Annotated in this window: 4 protein-coding genes; 3 read left to right on the forward strand and 1 reads right to left on the reverse strand. The window is 63.9% G+C overall.

Going from position 1 to position 6,634, the window contains the following annotated elements; translation table 11 throughout:
- Positions 1-2: 2 nt before the first annotated feature.
- Positions 3-1,328: a serine hydroxymethyltransferase gene (gene glyA / locus NW858_RS05590; protein ID WP_414520075.1), complete on the reverse strand. Its 1,326-nt coding sequence runs from the start codon at positions 1,326-1,328 to the stop codon at positions 3-5.
- A gap of 228 nt (positions 1,329-1,556) precedes the next feature.
- Here glyA and psaM point away from each other — a divergent pair, with 228 nt between their 5' ends.
- From psaM to purL, 3 genes are all read left to right on the forward strand, one after another.
- Positions 1,557-1,649: a photosystem I reaction center subunit XII gene (gene psaM, locus NW858_RS05595; RefSeq protein WP_414332959.1), complete on the forward strand. Its 93-nt coding sequence runs from the start codon at positions 1,557-1,559 to the stop codon at positions 1,647-1,649.
- Between the two features lie 162 nt (positions 1,650-1,811).
- Positions 1,812-4,235, forward strand: coding sequence for an ATP-dependent DNA helicase RecG (gene recG / locus NW858_RS05600; RefSeq protein WP_414520077.1), 2,424 nt, complete (start codon positions 1,812-1,814; stop codon positions 4,233-4,235).
- A gap of 11 nt (positions 4,236-4,246) precedes the next feature.
- Entirely contained in the window at positions 4,247-6,532 is a 2,286-nt protein-coding gene (purL, locus tag NW858_RS05605) for a phosphoribosylformylglycinamidine synthase subunit PurL (protein WP_414520076.1), read from the forward strand.
- Positions 6,533-6,634 lie beyond the last annotated feature (102 nt).

Consider the following 6,634-nt stretch of genomic DNA (forward strand, 5'->3'; position numbering starts at 1 on the left):
GGTTATCCCAACTGGGGGTAGAGCGGAAAGCGGCGGCAGAGCTGGGCCACTCGCCGGCGACAGTCTTCGAGCACAGCCAGATCCCCCGGTTGAAACAGGCAATCGGCAATAATTTCCCCAATTTCCTCAAATTCTGCTGCGCCCAGGCCGCGGGTGGTCAAGGCCGGGGATCCCAGGCGCAGGCCGCTGGCCACAAAGGGCGGCTGCGGGTCAAAGGGGATGGTGTTTTTGTTGGCGGTAATGTGGATCTCCTCCATCAGGCGATCCGCCCGCTTGCCCGTCATCACCGGATCCGCCGCTCCGTTTTTCTCCAGCACTGCCGAGACCGAGCGCAGATCCAGCAACATCAGGTGGTTGTCGGTGCCCCCCGAAACCAACCGGATGCCCCGTCGTTGCAGCGTTGCTGCCAGTGCCTGAGCATTGGCAATGACCTGGGCGGAGTACTGGGCAAAGCTGGGCTGCAGGGCTTCTCCAAAGGCCACTGCCTTGCCGGCAATGACATGCTCCAAAGGCCCCCCTTGGCTGCCGGGGAACACCGCCTTGTCCAGCTTTTTGCCCAATTCCGGGTCGCGGGTGAGAATCAGCCCCCCGCGCGGCCCCCGCAGCGTCTTGTGGGTGGTGGTGGTTACCACATCGCAGAGGGGCACGGGGTTGGGGTGGTGCCCAGTGGCCACCAGGCCAGCAATGTGGGCAATGTCTGCCATCAGATAGGCCCCCACCTCATCGGCAACGGCGCGGAAGGCAGCAAAATCAATTGTCCGTGGGTAGGCGGAGTAGCCGCAGATAATCAGCTTAGGCCGGTGCTGCAGGGCCAGATCCCGCACCTGGTCAAAATCAATCCGCTCCGTCTGCGGATCCACACCATAGTGCACCACGCGGAACCACTTGCCAGAGACATTGACTGGCGAGCCATGGGTAAGGTGGCCGCCGTGGGCCAGATCCATGCCCATGATCGTGTCTCCTGGCTGCAGCAGAGCCAAGAAAACCGCGAAATTGGCCTGGGCGCCGGAGTGGGGCTGGACATTGGCGTGGGCCGCCCCAAACAGTTGCTTGGCGCGGTCGATGGCCAGTTGTTCGATCTCGTCGATAAATTCGCAGCCGCCGTAGTAGCGCTTGCCGGGTAGACCCTCCGCATACTTGTTGGTAAGCACCGAGCCCTGCGCCGCCAGGACAGCCGGCGAGGTGAAGTTCTCGCTGGCAATCATCTCCAGGTGATCCCGCTGGCGCTTAAGCTCTTGCTGGATGAGGCGGTAAACGATGGGATCCGTTTCGGCCAAAATGGCCAGGTTGTCCCGGGGAGTGGTTAGGCTGTGGGGGGCGGCTACCATGGTGACGCCAAGAGCAAACGTTGCAAAGAAAAAAAGGCCAGAATTACCCTGCGGTCGCAACAGCGTTGTGAAGCAACATCGTAACACAATTGAGGCCAGGGGATCCCGCAGCGGCTAAGCGCAGAACCAAAGGCCGCTTTGTAAAGAATGTTTTTGGGCCCCAGGTCTGGTCACCAGCCGGGGTAAAGTGAGGGGCAGGTTTACAGCACTGGGTTTTAGGAGTTGGCTATGACCGACGCGCAAGTTTTCACCATCCTGGCCATTGCCCTGGTGCCGGCAGTGATGGCCGTGCTGCTGGGATCCGCCCTGGCCCGCAGCTAGTTTCCATCTGGAAGAATAAGGTTGCTCTGGATCCGGGGGCCTGTCCTATAGAGCAGGCCCTTTTGAGTTGAGGCCCAGGGGCTGCGCCTGGGACGCTTTGCCATTGGCTAAAGTTGGATAAAGGATACTACCGGCAGCCAACCCAGAAGCAACTTGAGCCAGGTGGATCTACAGCGGGTTCAGCGCGCCCTTTCTCTGGAAGCGGAGGTGGGGTTTACCGACCTGCGGGGGCGAGAGCAGACCTTCTCCCAATTTTTGCAGAGCGTGTTTGGCCAGGATCCCCCCGCTGGCTGGATCCTGGATGGGGAAGCGCGACGGCGGTGGAAAGAACTGGGATCCCGCTATCGCCTCTACCCCCAGCTAGAGCTGCCGGAGCGGCAGCACCTGGTGGCGGAAACCCGCCGCTGGCTGGAGCGGCTGCGTCGCCAGCAAGAACAAGCCCACTCTGCTCCACCCAGCCCTGCTTTGCCCCTGCCCAAGGGCCTTAGTTTGGAGCAGCCGCTGCAATTTCTCAAGGGCATTGGCCCCAAGTCGGCGGAGAAACTGGCGCAACTGGGCCTGCACACTGTGTGCGATGCCCTCTACTACTTCCCACGGGATCACCTGGACTATTCCCGCCGCGTGCTCATCCGCCAGGCCAAGGTGGGGGAGACGGTTACCCTGGTGGGGACGGTGAAAAGCTGCAGTTGCTTTACCAGCCCCAAAAACCCCTTGCTGACCATCTTCAACCTCAAGCTTGCCGACAAAAGCGGCGTAGTCACCCTCAGCCGCTTCTACAGCGGGCGGCAATTTGCCCAGCGCAGTTGGCAGGCGGCCCTGGAGCGGCAATACCCCAAGGGGGCAGTGGTGGCGGCCAGCGGTCTGGTGAAAAAGGGCCGCTTGGGCTTGACACTGGAGAACCCGCAACTGGAGGTGCTGGGGGGAGAGGGCGAGGATCCGGAGAGATTGGGCAAGATTCTACCCGTTTACCCCCTCTCAGAAGGGATCCCCGCCGATCTGGTGCGCAAAGCCGTCCAGCTCGCCCTGCCGGCAGCCGCCTTGGTGGAGGATCCCTTGCCGGAGCCCCTGAAGCGGCAGTTGCAGCTGTTGGACTTGCCCCTTGCCCTGCAGCAGATCCACTTTCCCAAGACGCAAGAGCTGCTGGCCCAGGCCCGGCGGCGGCTGGTGTTCGACGAGTTTTTCTACCTGCAACTTAGCCTCTTGCAGCGGCGGCAGCGCTACCGCGCCCAGGCCCAGGCTGTCCCCCGCTACCAGCCAGCTAGAGGGGAGCTCTTGGACCGCTTCTACCAAATCCTGCCCTTCCAGCTGACCGCTGCCCAGCAGCGGGCCATCGACGAGATCCTGGCGGATCTGCGGGATCCCTTGCCCATGAACCGCCTGCTGCAGGGGGATGTGGGATCCGGCAAAACTGTGGTGGCGGTGGCGGCTTTGCTGGCGGCCATCCAGTCGGGCTGGCAGACGGCCCTCATGGCTCCCACGGAGGTCTTGGCCGAGCAGCACTACCGCAAGCTGGTGGAGTGGCTCAGCCAACTGCAAGTGCCCGTTGAACTCTTGACCGGCTCCACACCCCCCGCCAAGCGGCGCGAGATCCTGCGGCAGTTGCAGACCGGGGAGCTGCCCCTAGTTGTTGGCACCCATGCCCTCATCCAGCCGGCGGTGCAGTTTCGCAACCTGGGCTTGGTGGTTATCGACGAGCAGCACCGCTTTGGCGTCGAACAGCGGGCTGCCCTGCAACAGAAAGGGGATCACCCCGATGTCCTGACCATGACGGCCACCCCCATCCCCCGCACCCTTACCCTGGCCCTGCACGGGGATCTGGATGTTACCCAAATTGACGAGTTGCCCCCGGGGCGCAAGCCGGTGCACACGGTGGTGGCTCGACCGGGGGATCGCCTGCAGGTGGTGCGGCTGATGGAGCGGGAGATTGCCCAGGGGCGGCAGGCCTACGTGGTGCTGCCTTTGATTGAAGAGTCTGAGAAGCTGGATCTCAAGTCCGCCATTGAAGAGCACCAGCGCCTGCAGGAGAAGGTCTTCCCCCAGTTCCGGGTGGGCCTGCTGCACGGGCGTCTGACCAGCAGCGAGAAGGACGCCGTCATAGAAGCTTTCCGCCGGCGGGAGCTGGATATCTTGGTTTCCACCACGGTGGTCGAGGTGGGGGTGGATGTGCCCAACGCCTCGGTGATGCTGGTGGAGCATGCTGAGCGCTTTGGCCTCTCCCAGCTCCACCAACTGCGGGGGCGGGTGGGGCGGGGATCCGAACAGGCCTACTGCATCCTGATGACGGGATCCCAAAGCGAAGAGGCCCTGCGCCGGCTAAAAGTCCTGGAGCAGTCCCACGATGGCTTTTTCATTGCCGAGATGGATCTGCGCTTCCGCGGCCCTGGGGAGGTGATGGGCACCCGCCAGTCGGGACTGCCCGATTTTGCTCTGGCCAGCCTCATGGATGACCAAGAGGTGCTGCAGTTGGCCCGCCAGGCAGCAGAGCAGCTCATTGCCCAAGACCCACAGCTGCAGCAGTGGCCCCGCCTGCGTCGCATACTGGAAGAACGCCAGGCCCGCCTTTTGGGGCCGGCTTTGTTGACTTAACCTTGGTGCCTATGCCCCCTACTCCTGAAGAGCTGACGCTCCACGGCCTCTCCCCCCAGGAATATCACCAGATCCAGCAGCAACTGGGCCGGGATCCCAACCCCACCGAGCTGGGCATGTTTGGGGTGATGTGGTCGGAGCACTGCTGCTACAAGAACTCTCGCCCTCTGCTGAAAAACTTTCCCACTACGGGCGAGCGGGTGGTGGTGGGGCCGGGGGAAAATGCCGGCGTCATAGATTTGGGGGATGGGGACTGGCTGGCCTTTAAGATTGAATCCCACAACCATCCTTCAGCGGTTGAGCCCTTCCAGGGAGCGGCCACCGGCGTGGGAGGCATCCTGCGCGATATCTTTACCCTGGGCGCCCGTCCCATTGCCCTGCTCAACTCCCTGCGCTTTGGGCCGCTGACGGATCCCCGCAACCGCCGCCTCATGGCCAGGGTGGTGGAGGGGATCGCCCACTACGGCAACTGCGTGGGGGTGCCCACGGTGGGGGGGGAAGTGGCCGTGGATCCCTGCTACAGTGGCAACCCCCTGGTCAACGTCATGGCTCTGGGGCTGCTGGAGACGCCGGCGGTGGTGAAATCGGCAGCTCGGGGGGTGGGGAATCCGGTCTTGTACGTGGGCGCCCCCACGGGGCGGGACGGGATCCGCGGGGCCAGCTTTGCCAGCGCCGAGCTCAAGGAGGACTCCCAGCAGGATCGGCCGGCGGTGCAGGTGGGGGATCCCTTTCTGGGCAAATGTCTCATCGAGGCCTGCCTGGAGGCCTTTGCCACAGGAGCCGTGGTGGCCGCCCAGGACATGGGAGCGGCCGGGATCACCTGCTCCACGGCGGAGATGGCCGCCAAAGGCGGCGTAGGGATCCGCTTTGATCTCGACCGGGTGCCGGCGCGGGAAAGCGGCATGGCCGCCTGGGAGTACCTGCTTTCGGAGTCCCAGGAGCGGATGCTGCTGGTGGTGCAAAAAGGTCGCGAAGCGGAGGTGATGGAGATCTTCCACCGCTGGGGCCTGCAGGCCAGCGTGGCCGGAGAAGTCATTGCCGAGCCGCTGGTGGAGATCTGGCACCGCGGATCCTGCGTGGTGCAAGTGCCGGCGCGGGCCTTGGCCGAAGAGACCCCCGTCTACGTCCGCCCGCTGCTGCCAGAGCCACCGGAGTACGTCCAGGCAGCGTGGCAGTGGGATCCCGCCACCCTACCCCCTTGCAGTCGCGAAGGGATCCACCTCGATCAGGCAACCCTGACGTGGCAAGAGGTGCTGCTGAGGCTTTTGGCCCGCCCCACCCTGGCCAGCAAAGCCTGGATCTATCGCCAATATGACCACCAGGTGCAAAACAACACTGTCCTTTGGCCGGGGCAGGGAGATGCAGCGGTTATCCGCATCCGCTCGCAAAAGTTTGGCGTGGGCGAGGTGCCCCCCCTGCAGGCTGCCCGCAAGGCCATTGCTGCCACCCTCGATGGCAATGGCCGCTGGGTATATTTGGATCCCTACGAGGGGGCCAAAGCCGCGGTGGCCGAAGCCGCCCGCAACCTCTCCTGCGTGGGGGCGGAGCCCTTGGCTGTAACCGACAACCTCAACTTCGGCAACCCGGAAAACCCGGTGGTGTACTGGCAGTTGGCCCTGGCCTGTCGGGGGATTGGGGAGGCCTGCCGTGCCCTAGGGACACCGGTAACAGGGGGGAACGTTTCCCTCTACAACGAGAAGGGATCCCAGGCCATCTACCCTACCCCCGTTATCGGCATGGTCGGTCTCCTTCCAGACTTGAAGTTGGTCTGTGGCCAGGGGTGGCAGCAAGAAAGGGATCTCATCTACCTCTTGGGATCCCAGGCTGTTACCAGTCTGGGCGGCAGCGAGTATTTGGCGGCAATCTACAACAAGGTCACGGGTCGGCCTGCCCCCGTGGATCTGGAACTGGAAAAGCGCGTGCAAGCCGCCTGCCGCCACGGCATCCGGCAGGGGTGGGTGCGCTCCGCCCACGACTGTAGCGAGGGAGGACTGGCCGTGGCTCTGGCGGAAGCCTGCCTCAGCGGGGGCCGCGGCGCCAGCGTCTCTCTGGCTCCCGGATCCCTGCGCTGGGATCAGGCCCTGTTTGGCGAGGGATCCAGCCGCATCCTCGTTTCTGTCAATCCAGCCCAGCGCTCTCCTTGGGAAGCCTACTTAGAGTCCCAGCTCCCCGGCCAGTGGCAACTGCTGGGACAAGTGGGATCCCCTGCCGATCCCTTGGCCTTGACGACGGCAGAAGGGGATCCCCTGTTGTCGGTCTCTTTGGCCGCCCTGCAGGCCGCCTACCACAACACCTAGCTCCCCTCTCCCTTGGGGAGAGGGGCTGGGGGTGAGCGTGCCTAGGGGAGAGGGGCTGGGGGTGGGGGCGTGAGCGGCGCGGCGCGCTAGGCTGCCGTGGGG

The sequence above is a fragment of the Synechococcus sp. H55.10 genome, from assembly GCF_047502715.1.
Lineage (GTDB): Bacteria > Cyanobacteriota > Cyanobacteriia > Thermostichales > Thermostichaceae > Thermostichus.

Bases quoted from the DNA above. Each gene is read 5' to 3' on its own strand.
- glyA (WP_414520075.1), bottom strand. From the start codon at position 1,328: ATGGTAGCCGCCCCCCACAGCCTAACCACTCCCCGGGACAACCTGGCC.
- psaM (WP_414332959.1), top strand. From the start codon at position 1,557: ATGACCGACGCGCAAGTTTTCACCATCCTGGCCATTGCCCTGGTGCCG.
- purL (WP_414520076.1), top strand. From the start codon at position 4,247: ATGCCCCCTACTCCTGAAGAGCTGACGCTCCACGGCCTCTCCCCCCAG.